This is a genomic window from Arthrobacter sp. FB24 (assembly GCF_000196235.1).
Lineage (GTDB): Bacteria > Actinomycetota > Actinomycetes > Actinomycetales > Micrococcaceae > Arthrobacter.
Genome location: NC_008541.1, coordinates 1,844,342 through 1,863,949, shown reverse-complemented (window position 1 = coordinate 1,863,949; position 19,608 = coordinate 1,844,342). Strand labels below are relative to the sequence as shown.

The following is a 19,608-nucleotide window of genomic DNA, read 5'->3' as shown; positions in this document are numbered from 1 at the left end:
TCAGCGGAACGGGCCATTCATGGGTGGGCGATACTGGGTTCGAACCAGTGACCTCTTCGGTGTGAACGAAGCGCGCTACCACTGCGCCAATCGCCCCAATGCCATTGAATGCTAGCCCACCCGGGCGGCATTTGGAAATCGAAGCCTTCGACGCCGCGCCGGCACCGAATCGCGTCGCTGGTGCACCTGCCCGGCGGCGGCCTCCGGCGCTTCCGAGAGCGGCACCCTCCGCATGGCCGGGGGCGTGAATTACACGCCTGTAATTAGCAAAATCCCCTAGATTTCAACGAAGCAGGGCCATCTGTGGCAGATGACGACCTCCCGATTTGTAAGTTCCCAGAACCTCCTATAGAGTTCTTACTCGTTGGAACGCGAGGAAATGCCGAATGCGGCACGGAAATGCTGACAATATGCGGACGTAGCTCAGCTGGTAGAGCACCACCTTGCCAAGGTGGATGTCGCGAGTTCGAATCTCGTCGTCCGCTCGCAGGACACTGTCATAGCAAAGGTTTTTCGGAACCTGGCTTACACGGTGGGTTGGCCGAGAGGCGAGGCAGCGGCCTGCAAAGCCGTATACACGGGTTCGAATCCCGTACCCACCTCGGTGAAAACCTTGGTATCCGGTGTATTCCGGAGAACAATTTGGGCGATTGGCGCAGCGGTAGCGCGCTTCCCTGACACGGAAGAGGTCACTGGTTCGATCCCAGTATCGCCCACCAGAGCAAGGTAACTTGCTTGTCGAAGTACCACCGGCCCGGCTGGCGTGTACTGAATGCGGACGTAGCTCAGCTGGTAGAGCACCACCTTGCCAAGGTGGATGTCGCGAGTTCGAATCTCGTCGTCCGCTCTCTTTTCTACAATTCCACTCCGGATCCTTCCGGTTGCGGGCGATTGGCGCAGCGGTAGCGCGCTTCCCTGACACGGAAGAGGTCACTGGTTCGATCCCAGTATCGCCCACCACGAAGCAGCTCTCCGGAGCTGCTTTTTTGTTGCCCGGATCCGGCCGACATCGGCGAAATAGGGCCCCTGGACCCTAGACAAGTCGCGGCGCGCGCCCTTGGCACGTACAGGGACTCCGGATAGGATCGGAAGCGGAGGAGCGATCTGGCTCCGCGACAGAAGGGAGGTGCCCGTGGGTATTCTTGACGATCTAAAGGGCAAGGCTCAGCGACTGGTTGGTGGCAATGAACAGGCCATCAAGGACGGCATCGGCAAAGCCGGTGATTTCATCGACTCAAAGACCGGCGGAAAGTACGCCGACAAGATCGATACCGTCCAGAAAGGCGCAGCCGGCCTCGTGGACAAGGTCGACCCGAAGCCGCACCCGGCTCCGGTCGAAGAACCTCCCGTCGCCGGAGAGCCCCCTGTAGCCGGGGAACCCCGGCCGTAGGGCCTCTAACCCAGGAACGTCAGCGAGGTGCCGGTCCCGCCGTGAGGCGGCGCCGGCACCTTCGGCGTTTAAGGGCTAGGACGGTTCGTGGTTCTGGCCTTCGCGTGCCAGCGCCGTGAGTCGGGACACCGCGCGGTAGTACTTCTTGGTGTAGCCTCCGGTCATCATCTCTTCGGTGAAAAGCTGATCGAACGGGACCCCGCTGGCCAGGATGGGCACGTCCTTGTCATACAGCCGGTCCGCCAGCACCACGAAGCGGAGGGCGACAGCCTGTTCCGTGATGGTTTCCACATCACGCCACACAACGCCCTCGATGCCGGCCAGGAGTTGCCGGTACCGGCTGGGGTGGACGCCGGCGAGGTGGTTGATAAGGGTCTTGAAATCATCCCGCGCCACGGTCTTGCCATGGAATTCGGCCTGCATGTGGTGCGTCAGGTCTTCATTCTTCAACGGCGCCGGCGCCGCCGGGAGTCCGCGGTGGCGGAAGTCCTCGCCGTCGATCCTGACGACGTCGAACTGATCTGCCAGAACTTGGATCTCACGCTGGAAGTCGACGGCAGCGAACCTCCCGTCCCCAAGGGAACCGGGCAGGGTGTTGGACGTGGCGGCGAGCTTGACCCCGGCGTCAGCCAGTTCCCGCATGAGCCGTGACATCAGGACCGTGTCGCCCGGATCGTCGAGTTCGAATTCGTCGATGCACACGAGCTTGTAATTGCTCAGCGCTTCAACAGTCTTACGGAACGAGAGTGCGCCAACCAGATTGGTGTATTCAACGAAGGTGCCAAAAGCCTTCGGCCCGGGTGATGCATGCCAGAGCGACGCCAGCAGGTGCGTCTTGCCCACGCCGAAGCCACCGTCCAGGTAGATGCCGGCGCGGGAGGTGTCCTTCTTTGCAAACAGTTTTTTGAAAAGTCCGGAGTTTCCATTGGCGCCGACGCCGGTTGCGAAGGATTCCAGGGCCGTCACCGCAGCGGCCTGGCTCGGCTGCGAAAGATCGGGCCGGTAGCTGGCAAAGGAAACCTCTCCGAACCGCGGGGAGGGATAGAAACCCTTGAGGAGTTCATCCACGGAAACCGACGGTGTCCGCGCGGAGAGCTGTTCGATCTGTACCAAGGTGGTCCGTTCTGCTGGTCTCGTGTCCCCAGAAAGGATACCGGCAATGCAGCACCGGCCTCATAACGCGGCGAGCCCACGTGACCAAGGCCATATTTCCCTCTGTGAACGCAGTGGCCCATTAGCGGCGGGGCGTGGTTAGTGTTGGAACTGGCCCGGCCGCAGCGACGCCTCCCGGCAGCGGGCCCCATGACCATTTCAGTGAAAGGCCATCCACATGTCCTACCCAGTTGAAGAGAACGAAAAGTTCGCAGCGTACGCGCACCCGGAGCGCCTCGTGTCCACCGAGTGGCTGGCGGCAGCGCTCGACGGCGGAGCCCTGGCCGACGGCAAACTCGTGGTGGTGGAGTCTGATGAAGACGTCCTGCTCTACGAAACCGGCCACATCCCGGGGGCCGTCAAGATCGACTGGCACACCGACCTGAACGACGAGGTCACCCGCGACTACGTCGACGGCAAGGCGTTTGCCGCACTGGCCTCGGCCAAGGGCATTTCCCGGGACAGCACCGTGGTGATCTACGGCGACAAGTCCAACTGGTGGGCTGCCTACGCACTGTGGGTCTTCACGCTCTTCGGCCACGAGGACGTCAGGCTCCTCGACGGCGGCCGCGACAAGTGGATCGCCGAGGGCCGTGCACTCACCACGGATGCCACTGTCCCCGCACCGGCCGAATACCCTGAGGTCGAGCGCAATGACGCCCCCATCCGAGCTTTCAAGGAGGATGTGCTGGCCCACTTCGGCAAGCCGCTGATCGACGTCCGCTCCACCGAGGAATACACCGGCCAGCGCACCCACATGCCGGCCTACCCGGAGGAAGGCGCCCTGCGCGGCGGCCACATCCCCACCGCGGTCTCCATCCCCTGGGCGCGCGCGGCGGCCGAGGACGGCACGTACCGCAACCGCGCTGAACTCGAGGCACTCTACCTCGGCGAGGCAGGACTCACGGAGGGCGACGACGTGGTGGCGTACTGCCGCATCGGCGAGCGCTCCAGCCACACGTGGTTCGCCCTGAAATACCTGCTGGGCTTCGACACCGTCCGCAACTACGACGGTTCCTGGACCGAGTGGGGCAACGCTGTACGGGTGCCCATCGCCAGGGGAACCGAGCGCGGAACGGTACCGGCGTAAACTGGGCTTGATGAATACCCACGCCCTTCCCGCCACCCTTGCGGAAATAGTTGACGACTTCCAGGCCCTGACCGAACCCGAGCGGCTGCAACTGCTGCTGGAGTTCTCGCAAGGGCTTCCCGAATTGCCGGACCGGTTGAAGGACCATCCGGAACTGCTGGAACAGGTAGTGGAGTGCCAGTCGCCGCTGTTCCTGACCATTGAGACGGAAAAGAACGACGCCGGTTCGCCGGACAGCGTGCGGCTGTACTTCAAGGCGCCGCCGGAGGCACCCACGACCCGTGGGTTTGCAGGTGTCCTGCACGAGGGGCTCGACGGCCTCACGGCACCGGAGATCCTCGCAGTTCCGGACGACATGCCGGAGCTCCTGGGGCTCACCCGTGCCATCACTCCCCTGCGCATGCGGGGAATGACGGCCATGCTGGGACGCATCAAGCGCAAGGTCGCTGCGACCGCCGCTCCGACGGCCTAGGCCCGGGCACGGCGTGGCGCGCAAGCAGGTTTCCCAGGGAACGCCGGCCACAGCAGCACTCGCTGCGGCCGGCGTTCCCTTCGTGCTGCATCCGTACAGCCACGACCCCTCGGCTGCCAGCTATGGCATGGAAGCCGCCGAAGTTTTGGGCGTGGATCCCGCCAGGGTCTTCAAGACGCTGATGGTGGACGTGGACGGCCGGCTCGCGGTGGGGATAGTTCCCGTGCACGGAAACCTCGACCTGAAGGCAATTGCCGCTGCCCTGGGCGGCAAGAAGGCCGCCATGGCGGATCCGGCCACCGCCCAGCGGAGGACCGGGTACGTCCTGGGCGGAATATCACCGCTGGGGCAGCGCCAGCCCTCCCCCACTGTCCTGGATGACAGCGCCCTGGGGCAGGAGAGCATCCTGGTGTCCGGCGGCCGGCGCGGCCTGGACATCGAACTGCACCCGGACCACCTGGTGAAGCTGACCGGCGCCATTACCGCCCGCATCGGAACCGGGCCGAAAGCTACTCCGGACCGTTAACGTCGGGCCGGGCGGGGTCGGGGCCCCGGGTGCGGGCGCCGGGATTGGCGCGCGGCGCCAGCTGCCGGCGGAGCCAGGCGGTGACCAAGCCTTCCCAGCGCTCCGGATCGACATTCCATTCCTTGGTGTGCCGGGCTGTCTGGAACGTCTCGAAGGTGACCATCTCGGGGTTCTTCTCTGCGATGCTGGCAGAGGGTCCGTAGGGTACATATTCGTCGTCGACGCTGTGCAGGATCAGCGTGGGCGTTCTGAGTTCCACGGCGCGGGAGACCCAGTCCATCGATTTCAGGTCCACCGGTGCCGCCAGCCCGGTCAGGCGCCTGCCCAGCGGGTGGCCCATCATCAGCTGTCCGTAGCGTCCCACGGCAGAGGGGATCCGGTTCAGCTGCGCATGGTGCGCCAGCACGTTCACCCAGTCCACCACCGGAGCGTCAAGCACCATGGCCCGGATCAGGTTGTGGTGCCGTGAAAGGTCCGCCGTCTGCAGGCAGATCGCCCCGCCCATGGACCAGCCGAACAGCACCACTTCCCTGGCGCCGTTGGCTATGGCAAAACTGATGGCTGCCTCGACGTCGCGCCATTCGGTGGAACCGAGGCCGTACCGCCCGTCGGGGGCCGAGGGCGCCAGCCCGTCGTTGCGGTAGGAGATCACCAGGCTGGTCAGGCCGAGCTCCCGGGCCGGGCGCAGGGCGCGCAGGCACTCCTGCCGGCTGGCGCCGCGGCCGTGGACCATGATGGCCCAGACGTCCGACGGTGCCGCCGCGCGCACCAGCCAGGCGGGCGCAGTCCCTCCCTCGACGTCGACTTCCACGTCCTCGGCCGACAGCCCGATGGACGCGGCATCCGGATAGGCGGCGCCGCTCCAGTAGCCACGGCGGGCCGTGGTGAGATCGCCGGCATAGACGGCCTCGACCTCGCGCAGCACGGTGCGTTCCGCAGGTGAGTAGGAAACGATCCTGCCGATCCGGGCGTGCCCGCGGCCGCCGTCGAAGAAGAAGCCGTACACGCCTTCCACGGTGGCGTCGTCGGTGGCGGCAAGGATGACCTGGAGGCCGTCCCCGGCACGGATGACGGCCAGCACCTCCTGGTTCTCGTCCCGGACCCGCACCGGCGTTATGACGCGGCGGGCGAAATAGAGGGCAAGGGCCGAGGATCCGGCGCCCAGCAGACCCGCAGCCGCACCTCCCGCGATGACTCCGCCCACGGCCCACTTCGCGCTGGAAGACATGCCGTCGCCGGCGGCGGTTCGGACCCTGTCCAGGGCAGGGGGCGGATTCGCTGGGGTGGCCGGGCGCAGCCCCGGGATGGATGCCATGGATCCATTCTTACTGCTGGCGGCCCTCGGGACATATTCGGGCACGCCATCAGCGAAGGGACAGCGTGCGGGAACCCCCGGGCCGGGACTAGGCTGGGGGCATGAGCGATCCAATCGTCATTCTGACAGAAGAGCCGCTGGGTGCGGACGACCGCGTAAACATCGAACGCCTGGTGGACGGGGGTGACGCGCCCCTCGTCGTGCTGGTCCCGGCCAACACGGAACGGCACCTCCTGGTGGACTTCCTCGAAAACCTGTCCCTCCTGGACGTCGCGAAGGCCTTCCGCGAACTGACCTCCCACGCCCCGGATCCTGCAACCGAGCGCGCTGCCGCCGCGGAAACCCTTGCGGTATCGCTCAACGCACTGGCAGGAATCGGCGGCGGAATCACCGGCGAGGTGGTGGACGGCGGTGCCGTGCAGGGACTGGTGGCCAAGGTCAAGGAAGTCGGTGCCGGCCAGGCCGTCGTCATCACGCGCCCGCACGCCATTGCCGACACGCTCCACACCGACTGGGCCAACAAGGCCCAGGACCAGCTGGGGCTGCCGGTGCTGCACCTGTACGCCGGCTCGGGATTTATCGGGGACTCCTGAGCGTTGTTGAATCCATGAGCATCTTTAGCAACAAGCCGAAAGTATCGCCCGTCCAGGTCCAGCCGGAGGCCGCCGCTGCGGAACATGCCAGTCCGCGGGTTGAAAAGACCGACGAGGAATGGCGGCAGGAGCTGACGCCGGAGGAGTACCGGGTGCTCCGTCAGGCTGGCACCGAGCGGCCCTACACCGGCGAGTACTGGGACACCCACACCGCCGGTGTCTACAAATGCCGCGCCTGCGGTACGGAACTGTTCACCAGCAATGAAAAGTTCGATTCGCATTGCGGTTGGCCCTCGTTCTGGGCACCGCTGGCGGACGGCACCGTCCGCTACATCCATGACCGCACCATGGGCATGGACCGCGTGGAGGTCCGCTGCGCGAGCTGCGATTCGCACCTGGGCCACGTTTTCGAGGGCGAAGGCTACGGCACGCCCACTGACCAGCGCTTCTGCATCAACTCCGTCTCCCTGACGCTGGTTAAGGCGGACGACGCCAGGTAGATGAGCGGCAGCCCTGCGCCCGCTAGGGCTGGGGCAGGGCTGCTGATCCAGTTGCACAAGTCTTTCTTATGCTCAGGCTGATTTTGCATTAGGAGATCTGTTTGCTTGCTACGCTCGCCGTAGAAGCTCCAAGCAACCAGAAAGGCGATCGCCGCGATGACTACGACCGCTCTCACCGCCCCTGCCCGGCTCACCGAAAACCACCCGGAGTGGCTGCGTCTGAAGGCCGCTGCCACGGCGCTCCAGGCGCTCCAGGTCCAGGACGGGTCCGTCCCGGATACCGCCAACCATGAAGCGGCTGCCGCGCACGTCAGCACCCTCTGCACGGCTGTGGAAGCACTGGCCCCGGCGTTTCCGCACGACGCCCGGTACCTCGAACTGCTGGTCAGCGACTTCGGCCGGTGGGCCGCCGGCGGCTTCGGCGTGCCGGATTTCCTGGACTCACTGCTGGCCTTCCAGCCGCAGCAGCACCGCATCAACGGGTTGCAGCACCTGGTGGTCTTCCCGATGTACACCCAGAACGGCAGCAGCAGCCGCCTCGTGGAGGCGGTCCTGATCGAGGTCATCTGGCCGGAGTTCATTGCCGGCCTCGAGGACGGCGAGTACTCCAACAAGCTCTTCGTCCCGATCCGGTTCCTTGACTTCACGCCCGGCTACGACACCAACTCCGCGGTGCTGTTCCCGGAAACAGTCGCCGTCCGGGAAACCCCGACGTTCACCTGGGGTGCCATCTTCGCGGACCGGGAAGCAGCCCGTTTCCGCCGCGTCCTCGCAGCCGCGGCCGACATCACCCGGCTGGAGCTCCCGGCAGAGGCGGCAGAATTCCTGGAGAACCAGGAACTCACCCAGGAAACGTTCGTGATGTGGGACCTGATCCATGACCGCACCCACATGCGCGGCGACCTTCCCTTCGATCCGTTCATGATCAAACAGCGCATGCCGTACTTCCTGTACTCACTGGAGGAACTCCGCTGTGACCTGACGGCCTTCCGCGAATCCGTGAAGATCGAAAAGGACGAAGAGGCTGACCCCGAAGCGCGCCGGCACGCCAAGCTTGTTCAATATGCCGTCATCTTCGACCGGATCTTCCGCTTCGCCATCACCGGCAGCCGGGTCCGTAATTACGACGGCCTCGGCGGCCAGTTGCTCTTCGCCTGGATGCACCAGCACCGCGTCCTGCACTGGACCGACAGCAAGCTAAGCATTGACTGGGCCGAGGTCGCCGACGTCGTGGTGGAGCTCGGCGCCAGGATCGAGGAGCTGTACTGGCGCTCCATCGACCGGCCGAAAATGGCCCACTGGCTGGCCGCGTACGAACTGATCTCCGGGACCGTCACCCCGAACCCGGCGTCAGTCTGGGCCAAGGGCCCGGGCGCGCTGCCGCTGGCCGGACCGCCGCGCGGCCTCACCGACCAGGTGCTCGACGACGAATTCCCCCTGTCCATGTTCTACGAAGCACTTGAGAAGAAGATGCGTCCTGTCATCGAGTCCACTGCCGGCATCACCGGATCGTCAGACACCGGCAGCGGCGCCGCCGGCGACACGCGGGCCCTGAACGCCGGATGAGTGGCGGACACCCCCTGAACGTGGTGGTCACCGGCGGCAGCGGTCCGGCCGGGATCGCCACCGCACGAGCGCTGCGCGAAGCCGGCCATACTGTCTTTTTGGTCGGTTCGGACGGTCCCCGGATCGAGGCTGCCGCCGCGGAAGCGGGCGACGGCGTCACTCCCCTGGCCTGCGACCTCGCCAGCCTGCCCGACGTCCGGGCGCTGCACGCCACCATCTCCGGCACTGCCGGAAGGGTGGACGGCGTCATCCACCTGGTGGGCGGCTGGCGGGGCGCCAAGGGCATCACGGACCAAAGCGACGAGGACTGGGATTTCCTGGAGCGGTCAGCCGTCACCACACTGCGGAACGTTACGCGGGTGTTCTACGACGACCTCGCGGCCTCGGAAACCGGCCGTTTCGCCATGGTGACCTCCGCTGCTGCTGGAACCCCGACGGCGGCGGGCGCAAGCTACGTTGCGGCAAAGGCTGCCGCCGAAGCATGGACCCTAGCGGTTGCCCAGGGCTTCAGCGGGGGGACGCACAGCGCCGCGGTCATCTTCGTGGTGAAGGGACTCGTGGATGATGCGATGCGCGAACGGTCCCCGTCCCGCAACTTCCCCGGCTTTACCGATGTTACCGACCTGGCCGCTGCCGCCGTCGGACTTTTCACCGCTCCCGCAGCGGAACTGAACGGCCGGCGGCTGGTCCTTAGCCGATAGCGGCGCACATCCCTAGACTGAAAGCGTGACCAAAGCGATGACAACCACAGTTGAAACTGCCCCTGCCGCCACCGCGGGCCGGCTCCATGACCCTGCCGTGCGGGGTTTCGCCTCCGACAACTATTCGGGCGTCCACCCGGAAGTCCTGGCGGCACTGGCAGCCGCCAACGAGGGCCACCAGGTCTCCTACGGCGAAGACGACTACACGGCACGGCTGCAGGTCCTCCTGGAGGAGCACTTCGGCGCGGGCATCGAGTGCTTCCCCGTCTTCAACGGAACGGGGGCCAACGTCCTCTCGCTCCAGTCCCTGCTCCCCCGCTGGGGCGCCGTCATCTGCGCTTCGACGGCGCACATCAACATGGATGAAAACGGCGCCCCCGAGCGGATCGGCGGCATCAAGCTGCTCCAGGTCCCCACCACCGACGGCAAGCTCACCCCTGAGCTGATCGACAGGGAGGCCTGGGGCTGGGGCGACGAGCACCGGGCCCAGCCCCTGGCCGTGTCCATCACCCAGACCACCGAACTGGGCACCTGCTACACGCCCGAGGAGGTGCGCGCCATAGCCGACCACGTCCATGCGAAGGGCATGAAGCTCCACATGGACGGTGCCCGGCTGGCCAACGCCGCAGCCCACCTCGACGTGCCGCTGCGGACGTTCACCCGCGACGCCGGAGTCGACATCCTCTCCTTCGGCGGCACCAAGAACGGGCTGCTGTTCGGCGAGGTGGTGGTGGCGCTGAACCCCGGCGCCGCACAGGGGTTGGTCTACCTCCGCAAGATGAACATGCAGCTGGCTTCCAAAATGAGGTTCATGTCCGCCCAGTTCATCGCCCTGCTTGAGGGCGACCTGTGGCTGCGCTCGGCCAGGCACGCCAACGCGATGGCTGCCCGGCTGCGTGCCGCAGTCGACGGGATCGACGGCGTGGAACCCACCCAGAAGACGGAATCCAACGGAGTGTTCGCCATCCTGCCGGAAGGCGTTGCGGACCGGCTGCGGGAATCCTTCCGCTTCTACGATTGGAACGAAGCCGCCCGGGAAGTCCGCTGGATGTGCTCGTTCGACACGAGCGAAGAGGACGTCGATTCGTTCGTCGCCGCCATCAAGCGGGAGCTGGCGGCCGGTTGACCGAGGCGGCCGGGGCGGCGAGCCTGCCGGGATCGGCGCCACATTTTGCGTAACCTGCGAATGTGAACGAACTCGCCCAGGTTCCCGCGGAGTTCCTTGCCGCTTTGGGATCCCTTCGAAAAGCACGGTGCCGCAGTGAGCTGCATCTGGACGAGATCCCCGCGCCCTCGCGGCTGGCGCCCTTTGCAGTGGCCCTCGGAGCAGAGGTCATCGGTCCGGTCCCGGGGCCGGCCCCCGCCGCCGTGCACGGGCCGGTTTCCGCCGCCCTGGTCCGCGCTACGGGAAGCAATGACGACGATGCTGAGGAACTCGCCACCGGCAGGTTCATCCTGCTCTACGATCCAGACGGCTCGACTGTTTGGGACGGGGAGTTCCGGATCGTCACCTACATCCGCGCCCAGCTGGAGGCTGAGATGGGCAACGACGAAATGCTCGGCTCGGTGGCCTGGACCTGGCTGGTCGAGGCGCTGGAAAACCACGGGGCCCCCTACCGTGCGGCGGGCGGAACAGCCACCAGGATCCTGTCCGAAAGCTTCGGCACCCTCGCCGACCGGCCGGGTTCCATCGACATCGAACTGCGGGCGTCGTGGACCCCCGAGGGGCCGGATATCCGGTCGCACCTGGAGGCGTGGTCGGACATGGTCTGCACGTTCGCCGGACTCCCTCCGCTGCCGGAGGGTGTCACCGCCCTGCCCCGCAGGCGGCGCAACTGACCATGGCTGGCTACGGCGGGGCGCCCTCCAGCGCGATGTCGGTAAACTGAAGGCATCATGACCCCTCAAAATCCGGAACACACCACAGCCGGCGTCCCGGCTGCTGACATTACTCCCCACATCACGGTGGAAGGCTTTGACAGCCTGGTCCCCGAGGTCATCGACCTCGACTCCCCCCGCGACGGAGTACCGCTAGTCATTGAAACTCCCGCGGGGCTGGAACGCTGCGCCGCCGCGATAGCCGCCGGGACGGGCCCGGCCGGGGTGGACGCGGAACGGGCGTCGGGCTTCCGTTACGGGCAACGGGCCTTCCTGGTCCAGATCCGCCGCGAGGGCTCGGGCACGTGGCTCATCGATCCTGAACCCTTCGGTGACCTGCAGATCATCAACGACGCGCTGGAAGGCGTCGAGTGGATCCTGCACGCAGCGAGCCAGGACCTTCCGTGCCTGTCGGAACTGGGCATGTGGCCGGACAAACTGTTCGATACCGAGCTCGCAGCGCGGCTCGCGGGGCTGCCGAGGGTGGGCCTGGCAGCAGTCATCGAGCAACTGCTCGGGTTCGGCCTCGCGAAGGAACATTCCGCCGCCGACTGGTCCACCCGCCCGCTCCCTGAACCATGGCTGCGGTACGCGGCCCTGGACGTAGAAGTCCTCACGGAGCTGCGCGAAGAACTCATCGAGCTGCTCCAGGGCGACGGGAAGCTGGAATACGCCGAGCAGGAGTTCGCCGCCATCCTCGCGGCCGGCCTCGCCCCTCCCCGCGTGGACCCCTGGCGCAAGACCTCCGGACTGCACCAGATCAGGGACCGCCGCCAGCTGGCTGCGGTCCGCGAACTGTGGCTGGAACGGGATTCCCTGGCCCGCAAGCGCGACGTTGCCCCGGGCCGGCTCATCCCAGATTCAGCCCTTGTGGCGGCCGCGAAGGCCATGCCCTCCACCGTGCCGCAGCTGCTGGGCACCAAGGGGTTCCACGGCCGGGCCGCACAGCGCGAGGCTCCGCGCTGGCTGCGGTGCATCGCAACGGCCAGGACAATGGAGGAGCTGCCGCCGCTGCACCTGCCGACCAACGCGCCGCCGCCGCCGCGGGTCTGGGCGGACAGGGACCCGGCTGCGGCCGAACGCCTGGCTACTGCCCGGCCCCTCCTGCAGGACAAGGCCGACGAACTGAACCTGCCTGTCGAAAACCTGCTCACGCCCGATTTCCTGCGTCGGGTGGCCTGGCGTCCGCCCGCCGAGCTCAGCGAAGAAGGGATCGCCGAGGAGCTCGGTGAACTCGGTGCCCGGCCGTGGCAGATCGAACTGACGGCTCCCCTGATTACTGCCGCGTTCCTCAATCCGCAGCCCCTGCCGCCTAAGGAACCCAAGGAACCCAAGGAACCCAAGGCCGCTCCCGGCACCGGAAGCTAGGCTTCCCGGACCTCCCCGCCTGGTGCCGGCGGCCCCCGGGCAAACAGTCCGCCGGGGTCCTTGCCAGCTAAGTTACTCACGAGTAACATTGAGATCAATGCCGCCCGGACCGCCGCTGCCATAGGCGTGCGTCCGGCACCCATGTCTCGATGAGGAGTATCACGTGAGCCAAGCCCACAGCGGAAAAGACAGCAGCGGAGCAAGTAGCAGCAGAATCCCCCGCGCCGTCCGCGATGTCGTCTTTGTGGACGGAGTCCGCACCCCGTTCGGGCGCGCGGGCGAGAAGGGCATCTACGCCGGGACCCGTGCTGATGACCTTGTGGTCAAGTGCATCCGCGAACTGATGCGCCGCAACCCCTCACTCCCCGCGGACCGCGTCGATGAGGTGGCCGTCGCCGCCACTACGCAAACCGGCGACCAGGGGCTTACCATCGGCCGCACGGCGGCCCTGCTGGCCGGACTCCCCCGCACCGTGCCGGGATTCGCCGTGGACCGCATGTGCGCCGGTGCAATGACCGCAGTGACCACCACTGCCAGCGGCATTGCCTTCGGCGCCTACGACGTCGTCATCGCCGGCGGGGTGGAGCACATGGGCAACCACCCGATGGGCGAGGGGGCCGATCCCAATCCGCGCTTTATGTCCGAGCGCCTGGTGGATCCCGCCGCGCTGAACATGGGAAATACCGCGGAAAACCTGCACGACCGTTTTCCGGCCATCACCAAGGACCGCACGGATGCCTACGCGGTGGCGTCCCAGGACAAGCTGGCAGCTGCCTACGGAAAAGGCCAGATCCAGCCGGACCTGGTGCCGGTGGCCACGATGAAGCCGGGACAGGGCTGGACGGTCAACACTGTTGATGAGCCGCCCCGGCCGGGAACTTCGCTCGAGGACCTCGCCTCGCTGCGCACGCCCTTCCGCCCCCACGGCCGGGTAACTGCCGGCAACGCCGCCGGGTTGAACGACGGCGCGACGGCGGCGCTGCTGGCCTCGGCGGATGCCGCCGCCGAGCTTGGACTGCCGGTGAAGATGCGCCTGGTCAGCTATGCCTTCGCCGGGGTGGAACCCGAAGTCATGGGGATCGGTCCGGTCCCTGCCACCGAGAAGGCACTGAAGAACGCAGGCCTCGGCATCGCGGACATCGGGCTGTTCGAGATCAACGAGGCGTTCGCCGTCCAGGTGCTGAGCTTCCTGGACCATTTCGGTATTTCCGACGACGATCCCCGCGTCAACCGCTATGGCGGCGCGATCGCCGTCGGGCATCCCCTGGCTTCGTCCGGAGTACGCCTGATGAACCAGCTGGCGCGCCAGTTCGAAGAGGACCCCTCGGTCCGCTACGGCATGACCACCATGTGCATCGGCCTGGGCATGGGCGCCACCGTCATCTGGGAAAACCCGCGTCACTCGGAATACACAGACAACAGCGGCGTCCCTTCACCAGCGGACGATGCCGCCGCAGAATCTTCCACCACCGAGACTGAAGGAGCCGCAGCATGAGCGCCGCAGATTTCCGTAAGCTTGCCGATCTTTTCCCCGACGAGACGGTCACGCATTCGTATGTGCAGGACATCCAGCTGCCGGCATCCGGCGGCAGGCCCAGCCCGGGAACCTTCGCGCTGATCACCCTGGACAACGGACTGGACCACTCCAAGCCCACCACGCTGGGCCCGAACACCCTCGTGGAGCTGGGGACGGTCCTCGAGGGCCTCAAGGACCGTGCCGCCCGCGGCGAGATCGTGGGCGTCGGCGTCACCGGGAAGCCTTATTACCTGGTGGCCGGCGCGGACCTGTCCGCCGTCAAGTCCCTCAACAACCGTGACCACGGCCTCTGGATGGCCCAGCTGGGCCATGACGTCTATGCCACACTGGCCAACCTGGGAGTGCCCAGCTTCGCCTTCATCAACGGTGTGGCCCTGGGCGGCGGGCTGGAGATCGCCCTGCAGTCCACCTACCGCACGGTGTCCACAGGCGCCGGCGCACTGGCACTTCCCGAAGCCTTCCTCGGCCTGGTGCCCGGCTGGGGAGGCGTATACATCCTGCCGCGGCTGATCGGACCCGAAAACGCCGTCAAGGTGATGATCGAGAATCCGCTCAGCAACAACCGGACGCTCACCGGTCCGCAGGCCTTCAGCCTGGGAATTGCCGACGCCATCTTCGAACCTGCGGACTTCGTGGAACAGTCCCTGGCCTGGGCCGCAGGCGTCATCTCGGGTGAGGCAGCCCCGGAACGGCCCAACGCCGTCGAGCCGTCCGACCCGGCCGTTGCCGAACGCTGGGCGGCGGCCGTTGCCGCCGGACGCGGGTTCGTGGAGTCCAAGACGTCCAACGCGTCGCCGGCGCCGGCAAAGGTGCTGGACATCATGGAGGCCAACAGGACCATGAGCCAGTCTGACTCGGCGGAGCTCGAGTGCGAGACCCTGGCCGGCCTCATGCAGACTGACGAGTTCCGCTCCACGGTCTACGCCTTCCTGGACCTCGTGCAGAAGCGCTCCAAGCGTCCGGCGGGTGCACCTGACCGCAAACTGGCCCGGCCTGTGACCAAGGTAGGCGTGGTGGGCGCAGGCCTGATGGCCAGCCAGCTTGCCCTGCTCTTCGCCCGGCAGCTCAAGGTCCCCGTCGTGATGACTGACATCGACCAGGCCCGCGTGGACAAAGGCGTGGGCTATGTCCACGCTGAAGTGGACAAAATGCTGGCTAAGAAGCGGATCAGTGCCGACGCCGCCAACCGCACCAAGGCGCTGGTCACCGGATCGGTTTCCAAGGATGCATTTGCCGATGCGGACTTCGTCATCGAGGCCGTGTTCGAGGAACTGAACGTCAAGAAGCAGGTGTTCGCGGAGGTGGAAGCGATTGTCTCCCCCGAGTGCATCCTCGCCACCAACACGTCCTCGTTGTCCGTCACCGCGATGGCTGCGGACCTGGCCCACCCGGAACGCCTGGTGGGATTCCACTTCTTCAACCCGGTGGCCGTGATGCCGCTGCTGGAGATAGTCCGCGCCCCCAAGACCGACGACGCCGTGCTGGCCACCGCGTTTGAGCTCGCCAAGGGCCTGAAGAAGACCGCAGTGCTGGTCAAGGATGCAGCGGCGTTCGTAGTCAACCGCATACTGCTGCGCCTGATGGGCGAAGTGACCGCCGCGTTCGACGAGGGGACTCCGGCCGAGGTGGCGGACAATGCGCTGCGCCCGATGGGGCTGCCCATGACTCCGTTCACGCTTGGCGCGATGGTGGGCCTGCCGGTGGCGCAGCACGTCCAGGAATCCCTGCACGCCGCGTTTGGACACCGCTTCACCGTTTCCCAGAACCTGCAGAAGCTGATCGACAACGGCGTGACATCCATATGGGCGCCGGACAGGGGACCGGACGGCAAGCCGTTCATTCCGGCGGAAACCCTGGCGCTGCTGTCCTTCGGCACGTCCCCCTCGACGGGTGAGGAAGTCCTGCGCCGGACGCAGGATGCGCTGGCCGAGGAAATCGGACTCATGCTGGAAGAGGGCGTGGTGGCCGGACCGGAAGACATCGACCTCTGCATGATCCTCGGGGCAGGGTGGCCGATGTTCCTCGGCGGCATCACCCCGTACCTGGACCGGGTGGGAGCCTCCGAGCGCGTCAACGGCAAGCGGTTCCTGGCTCCGGGTGTCGCCTCCGCGGCGGCCGCGGCCTAGCGACAGGCTCCGCTGTCAGCCGGCGCCGCCGCCCGCACCACTCCGGTGCGGGCGGCGGCGCTGCTGTGTTTAGCGGCGGTCACAGTTCCCGCAGCGTGCCATTCCTGAGGTCCAGGATGCGGTGGGCCGTGGCACGGGCATAGTCGAGCTCGTGCGTGACCATTACGACGGCGGCGCCCCGCTTCGCCGCGGCGCACACGGCTTCATCGAGGCGTTCGAGGCCGTGCCGGTCCAGCCCCACGGTCGGTTCGTCCAGTGCCAGGAGCCGCGGCTCCCGGGCGAGCACCGTGGCGAGGGCCAGGAGCCGCTGGCGGGAGGACGGCAGCTCATACGGATGGATATGAAGCTGATCATCGAGCCCGACTGCCGCCAGGGCAGCCCGTGCCTTCGTGTCCGCCGCCGCCCCGAACGTGCGGTCCAGGCCAAAAAGCACTTCGCGCAGGACGGTCCGCTCGAAGAGCTGGTCCCGCGGATGCTGGAACAGCAGGCCCACCAGGTCTGCGACCCTTCCCGTGGGAATGCCGGCGATGTCCTTGCCCTGGATCCGGACGGAGCCCAGGTCCGGTCGAAGCAGTCCGTTGAAATGCCGGAGCAGGGTGGACTTGCCGGCACCGTTCGGGCCCGTCACCGCCACGATCTCACCTGCCGTTACAGCGAGGCTTAACCCGCCCAGCACACCCTGCAGCGTTTCCCGGGTTCCTCGGCGTGCCCGGCGTTCGGCCGGATAGCCGAACGTGACACTCTCCAGGTCCAGGACAGCAGCAGGGGCGTCTGCCCCACCGGGACGGCAGCTTGCCGCGGCCGGGAGCGGACCAGCGGCCGGGAGGCGCGGGCCGGAACGGAAGCCCGCCAGCGCGGGAACGACGACGCCGGATCGCAGCAGCGCGGGGCCGCCTGCCAGCTCGCCGGGCGTGCCCCGGGCGGTGACGGTGCCGCCGTCGAGCACGAGCCAGTGCCCCGCTGAGAAGGCAAGCTCATCTGCGGCCTGGCTCAGGACGATGACGGCGGTGCCGGAGTCCAGGAGGCCGCGGACCAGCGCGCGGACCGACGCCGCACCGGCGTTGTCCAGTGAGCCGAACGGTTCATCGAGGACCAGCACACCGGGGCGTGTAATGGCGGAACAGGCTACAGCCAGCCGCCGCAGTTCGCCGCCGGAGAGGGTGGCGGGATCGCGTCCCAGCATGGCCGTCAGGCCCGCTGCGTCGGCGGCACGTGCCACTTCAGCGCGCATGAGCTGCCTGTCCATCCCCCGGTTTTCCAGGCCAAACGCCAGTTCCTCGGCAACCGTGGACGCCACGGTGGACAGCAGGGCCGCGGCATCCTGTGGAACGAAGCCCACCTGCTCCGACCAAAGCGCGGGATTGATACGGGGATCGTCCGCGCCGCCGTGGAAGTAGAGGGGCCCGCTGTCCCCCGCCGCCCCGCGGGACGCTGCCGGCAGGTGCAGGCTGCCCGTGAAGCGGCCTGCGTTCCCGCCGGACAGCCAGCCGGCCAACAGCCTGCCAAGCGTCGACTTCCCGCTTCCGGACCCGCCCAACACGGCGGTGAGCGTGCCGGGCCCCGCGGCCACCGCGAAGTCGTGGAGAACGGGCCGGTCCTCACCGTGGTAGCTGAATGCCTCAATTCTGGCTTCCAACAGCGCAGCTGCCGTCATCCGGGGACTCCCCCGAACGGCTTGACTGCCAACCACTTGACGGCGAACCACCCGATGTCGATCGCCTGGACATCCGGCCAATGGCCGGAGATCCGCAGCACCACCAGGATCAGGGCCAGCAGCAGGGCCACGGCCCGGAATCCACGCTGGCCGGCAGTATCCGGCACCTCCCGGTAGCTGGTGCGCGCCCTGCCGCCGTTGAAGCCCCGCGAATCAAGCGCCTGCGCCCGCTCCCCGGCATCCTGGATGAGCGACAGGACCAGCGGCACCATCTGCAGCCGTGCCGCCGCCAGCCGCGGCAAGGGGCCGCCGCCGAGGACCAGTCCCCGGGACTCCTGGGCCTGCCGGATCCGCGCCAGCCTGCCGGTGATGGCCGGCGCCAGCGTCAGGGTGGACGCCAGGACGAAGCCGAGCTGCGCAGGCACACGGCGCGCTGACATCACCGCCACCAGGTCCGGCACCCGCACCGTGAACGAAAAGAGCAGGAATACCATGACGTAGGCGGCCGTCCGCATACCCATGTCCAGCGCGAAACCTAGACCCTCAGCAGTAACCCGTGCGACGCCCCTCTCAGCCAGCACTGTCTTACCTTCCGGGAAGAACAGCCCGTGCATGATCAGCAGCGACAGCCAAAAGGGCGCCAGGATCACTGCGGCGGCGGGCGCCATCCGCCCTGCAACCCCGGCCCGCGCCGCCAGCAAGGCGCTGCCAAGGGCCACGGCAAGGGAAACCGCCCAACTGGACACCGCCGTCGTGATGGCCGCGGCCGATACGGCCGCTGCCAATGCGGTCAGGGGGTGGAGTGCTGACGGGGCGTTCGGCACTGCGGGTTTACTCGACGGGGCAGGCACGGAATCAGGCGTCCGGAGTTCCCTGCTTCTTGCCGCCCAGCACGTTGAAGCGCCGCACAAAAGCGAACTGCAGCGCGGTCCGGCGCGGCAGGGCGTACACCAGCAGCGCAACTACTGCGAAGACAATGGCCTTGTCCATGGGGTCCGAAATCAGTGCCTGCTTGGTAATGGCGGACAGGAGCGAATCGCCCATGGCCCGGAAGGCGCTGACAATGGCGCCGGTACCAATGCCGGAGGTGCCGCCGAAAACAAAAGCCGCAATAGGTGCGGAGACGACGCCGGCCAGGATGCCCGTCACGAAGCCTGCCGCCGGGGCCAGGTAGAAGCGTCGGAACAGGCCGTAGCGCGCGGCGAGGCCCGCCAGGAAACCGATGAGCGCCGCGCCGGCGGCGAAGGGCAGCACCGTGGGATTGATGAAGGACCAGACAACGCTGCTGAGGGCGCCTGTTGCAGCGCCCGCCGCCGGACCCGCCAGGACGGCGATGAGGACCGTGCCGATCGCGTCGAAGTAGAACGGCAGTCCAGTGGATCCCATGATCTGGCCAAGGGCGATGTTGAGGACGAGCGCCACGGGGATCAGCACCAGCGTGGAGGTGGGAAGGGTGGGCAGCACGCCCACGATCAGGAGGAGGGCTCCCAGCAGGAAACCGCCCAGGGCCACCAGGGCGGAACCGCTCGCCAGCCCGTTGGTGATGTCCGCGGGCTGCGTCAGGACAAGGAAGATGAAGGTGGCTGCGATGGATGCCGCGCCGAGCGCTTCGAGCAGGCGGCGGCTGCGGGGCGCCGCCTGTCCAGGGGCGTGGAGGGTCCGGGATTGCTGTGACATGGCTGTTCCTTAGGCTGTGGGTTGCGTTCCGCGGGTACACCCGTACCGGGATCGGCAATCGTG

Annotated in this window: 18 protein-coding genes and 6 tRNA genes; 18 read left to right on the top strand and 6 right to left on the bottom strand. The window is 67.0% G+C overall.

Translation table 11 applies throughout. The annotated features are described in order from the left end of the window. Window positions 1-24: 24 nt before the first annotated feature. Window positions 25-96 (bottom strand) — tRNA-Val (locus ARTH_RS08495). 316 nt (window positions 97-412) lie between these two features. Here ARTH_RS08495 and ARTH_RS08490 point away from each other — a divergent pair. From ARTH_RS08490 to ARTH_RS08465, 6 genes are all read left to right on the top strand, one after another. After that, window positions 413-485, top strand: a tRNA-Gly gene (locus ARTH_RS08490). A gap of 46 nt (window positions 486-531) precedes the next feature. Then, a tRNA-Cys gene (locus tag ARTH_RS08485) sits at window positions 532-602 on the top strand. Between the two features lie 42 nt (window positions 603-644). After that, a tRNA-Val gene (locus ARTH_RS08480) sits at window positions 645-719 on the top strand. Between the two features lie 55 nt (window positions 720-774). Beyond that, window positions 775-847: transfer RNA gene (locus ARTH_RS08475), tRNA-Gly, on the top strand. A gap of 38 nt (window positions 848-885) precedes the next feature. Next, window positions 886-960 (top strand) — tRNA-Val (locus ARTH_RS08470). A 172-nt stretch (window positions 961-1,132) separates the two neighbouring features. Next, window positions 1,133-1,390, top strand: a complete 258-nt coding sequence (locus ARTH_RS08465) for an antitoxin (protein ID WP_011691528.1) — start codon at window positions 1,133-1,135, stop codon at window positions 1,388-1,390. Between the two features lie 75 nt (window positions 1,391-1,465). Here ARTH_RS08465 and zapE read toward each other — a convergent pair whose 3' ends face one another. After that, window positions 1,466-2,503 (bottom strand): cell division protein ZapE, encoded by a 1,038-nt coding sequence (gene zapE, locus ARTH_RS08460; RefSeq protein ID WP_011691527.1) that lies wholly within the window; start codon window positions 2,501-2,503, stop codon window positions 1,466-1,468. 217 nt (window positions 2,504-2,720) lie between these two features. On the opposite strand from zapE, the gene ARTH_RS08455 reads away from it, so the two are divergent. Genes ARTH_RS08455 through ybaK form a run of 3 tightly spaced genes read left to right on the top strand, consistent with a single transcriptional unit; the run spans window position 2,721 to window position 4,630 of the window. Beyond that, entirely contained in the window at window positions 2,721-3,632 is a 912-nt protein-coding gene (locus ARTH_RS08455) for a sulfurtransferase (protein WP_011691526.1), read from the top strand. Between the two features lie 10 nt (window positions 3,633-3,642). Further along, a complete protein-coding gene (locus ARTH_RS08450) occupies window positions 3,643-4,104 on the top strand; it encodes a SufE family protein (RefSeq protein WP_011691525.1) in 462 nt (153 codons plus the stop codon). A gap of 13 nt (window positions 4,105-4,117) precedes the next feature. Further along, complete coding sequence (ybaK, locus tag ARTH_RS08445; RefSeq protein WP_011691524.1) at window positions 4,118-4,630, top strand: Cys-tRNA(Pro) deacylase; 513 nt, start codon at window positions 4,118-4,120, stop codon at window positions 4,628-4,630. Here ybaK and ARTH_RS08440 read toward each other — a convergent pair. Beyond that, window positions 4,614-5,945 carry an alpha/beta hydrolase family protein gene (locus ARTH_RS08440; RefSeq protein WP_011691523.1) on the bottom strand — a complete coding sequence of 444 codons (1,332 nt, stop codon included), beginning with the start codon at window positions 5,943-5,945 and terminating at the stop codon, window positions 4,614-4,616. The two genes, ybaK and ARTH_RS08440, sit on opposite strands and share 17 nt — an antisense overlap. Before the next feature lie 101 nt (window positions 5,946-6,046). Between ARTH_RS08440 and ARTH_RS08435 the strand changes: the two genes are divergently transcribed. The 9 genes from ARTH_RS08435 (at window position 6,047) to ARTH_RS08395 (ending at window position 16,214) form a co-directional block, all read left to right on the top strand. Continuing rightward, window positions 6,047-6,538 carry a hypothetical protein gene (locus ARTH_RS08435; protein ID WP_011691522.1) on the top strand — a complete coding sequence of 164 codons (492 nt, stop codon included), beginning with the start codon at window positions 6,047-6,049 and terminating at the stop codon, window positions 6,536-6,538. 14 nt (window positions 6,539-6,552) lie between these two features. Further along, on the top strand, window positions 6,553-7,038 hold the full coding sequence (gene msrB / locus ARTH_RS08430) for a peptide-methionine (R)-S-oxide reductase MsrB (protein WP_011691521.1): 486 nt from the start codon (window positions 6,553-6,555) through the stop codon (window positions 7,036-7,038). Between the two features lie 156 nt (window positions 7,039-7,194). Further along, window positions 7,195-8,604 (top strand): DUF6421 family protein, encoded by a 1,410-nt coding sequence (locus ARTH_RS08425; RefSeq protein ID WP_011691520.1) that lies wholly within the window; start codon window positions 7,195-7,197, stop codon window positions 8,602-8,604. Then, a complete protein-coding gene (locus ARTH_RS08420) occupies window positions 8,601-9,305 on the top strand; it encodes an SDR family oxidoreductase (protein ID WP_011691519.1) in 705 nt (234 codons plus the stop codon). The genes ARTH_RS08425 and ARTH_RS08420 overlap by 4 nt, the downstream gene beginning before the upstream one ends. Window positions 9,306-9,342: 37 nt before the next feature. Then, window positions 9,343-10,431, top strand: coding sequence for a threonine aldolase family protein (locus tag ARTH_RS08415; protein ID WP_043429657.1), 1,089 nt, complete (start codon window positions 9,343-9,345; stop codon window positions 10,429-10,431). 62 nt (window positions 10,432-10,493) lie between these two features. Beyond that, window positions 10,494-11,144 carry a DUF3000 domain-containing protein gene (locus tag ARTH_RS08410; RefSeq protein WP_011691517.1) on the top strand — a complete coding sequence of 217 codons (651 nt, stop codon included), beginning with the start codon at window positions 10,494-10,496 and terminating at the stop codon, window positions 11,142-11,144. Window positions 11,145-11,201: 57 nt separating this feature from the next. After that, window positions 11,202-12,551, top strand: a complete 1,350-nt coding sequence (locus ARTH_RS08405) for an HRDC domain-containing protein (RefSeq protein ID WP_011691516.1) — start codon at window positions 11,202-11,204, stop codon at window positions 12,549-12,551. A gap of 163 nt (window positions 12,552-12,714) precedes the next feature. Continuing rightward, the gene (locus tag ARTH_RS08400; protein ID WP_011691515.1) at window positions 12,715-14,046 is read left to right on the top strand and encodes a thiolase family protein; all 1,332 of its coding nucleotides are present in this window, start codon (window positions 12,715-12,717) and stop codon (window positions 14,044-14,046) included. Next, window positions 14,043-16,214: a 3-hydroxyacyl-CoA dehydrogenase NAD-binding domain-containing protein gene (locus ARTH_RS08395; RefSeq protein ID WP_011691514.1), complete on the top strand. Its 2,172-nt coding sequence runs from the start codon at window positions 14,043-14,045 to the stop codon at window positions 16,212-16,214. The genes ARTH_RS08400 and ARTH_RS08395 overlap by 4 nt, the downstream gene beginning before the upstream one ends. Window positions 16,215-16,293: 79 nt before the next feature. Here ARTH_RS08395 and ARTH_RS08390 read toward each other — a convergent pair whose 3' ends face one another. The 3 genes from ARTH_RS08390 to ARTH_RS08380 are packed head-to-tail and all read right to left on the bottom strand — an operon-like array spanning window position 16,294 to window position 19,545. Then, entirely contained in the window at window positions 16,294-17,868 is a 1,575-nt protein-coding gene (locus tag ARTH_RS08390) for an ABC transporter ATP-binding protein (RefSeq protein ID WP_011691513.1), read from the bottom strand. Beyond that, entirely contained in the window at window positions 17,865-18,692 is an 828-nt protein-coding gene (locus ARTH_RS08385; RefSeq protein WP_011691512.1) for an energy-coupling factor transporter transmembrane component T, read from the bottom strand. Before ARTH_RS08385 ends, ARTH_RS08390 begins: the two co-directional genes overlap by 4 nt. A gap of 31 nt (window positions 18,693-18,723) precedes the next feature. Further along, window positions 18,724-19,545, bottom strand: a complete 822-nt coding sequence (locus tag ARTH_RS08380; protein WP_011691511.1) for a hypothetical protein — start codon at window positions 19,543-19,545, stop codon at window positions 18,724-18,726. Between the last annotated feature and the right edge of the window lie 63 nt (window positions 19,546-19,608).